Source organism: Mesorhizobium sp. WSM4823 (assembly GCF_055811195.1).
In genome coordinates, this window is the sequence record NZ_JBVVQL010000060.1 from 1 (window position 1) to 382 (window position 382).

General features: G+C 64.7%; 1 protein-coding gene. It reads right to left on the reverse strand.

Going from position 1 to position 382, the window contains the following annotated elements:
* Window positions 1-265 (reverse strand): hypothetical protein (locus AC0L26_RS32015; protein WP_473636087.1); only part of this gene is annotated, 265 nt, incomplete at its 3' end.
* Window positions 266-382: the final 117 nt, after the last annotated feature.

A 382-nucleotide genomic window follows, 5' to 3' on the forward strand; every position in this document is an offset into this window, starting at 1 on the left:
ACCGCGTTCGGGCGGCGAGCGCTGGGTGGGCGGCCTGCAGGCTCTGCTCCAGCAACCGGTAATCCCTGTGAATATGGGCGTCGCCCAGCAGGTCGGCGCCGAGCACCGCCCCCTCGGGGAGCTTGGACGAGCCTGACGGAAAAGCTCCGATCCGTGCATCGGAAGAGGTGGTCAGATCGACCAACGGAACACCGCGATAGGTGTCTGACAGCCTCGCGGTCGCAGGCAAGGCGTGTTCTGGAGCCTTTGCCGTTACTGCCGTCACTGCAGCTTCCCTCATCGCACCGCGATCGACAAGCCAAACCTCGTTGCCTCCCTCTGGCCTCCGGGCGGTGTAGCCGTGACCTTTAATCTCGTAGTTCCATTCCGGCTGGTCCGCGTC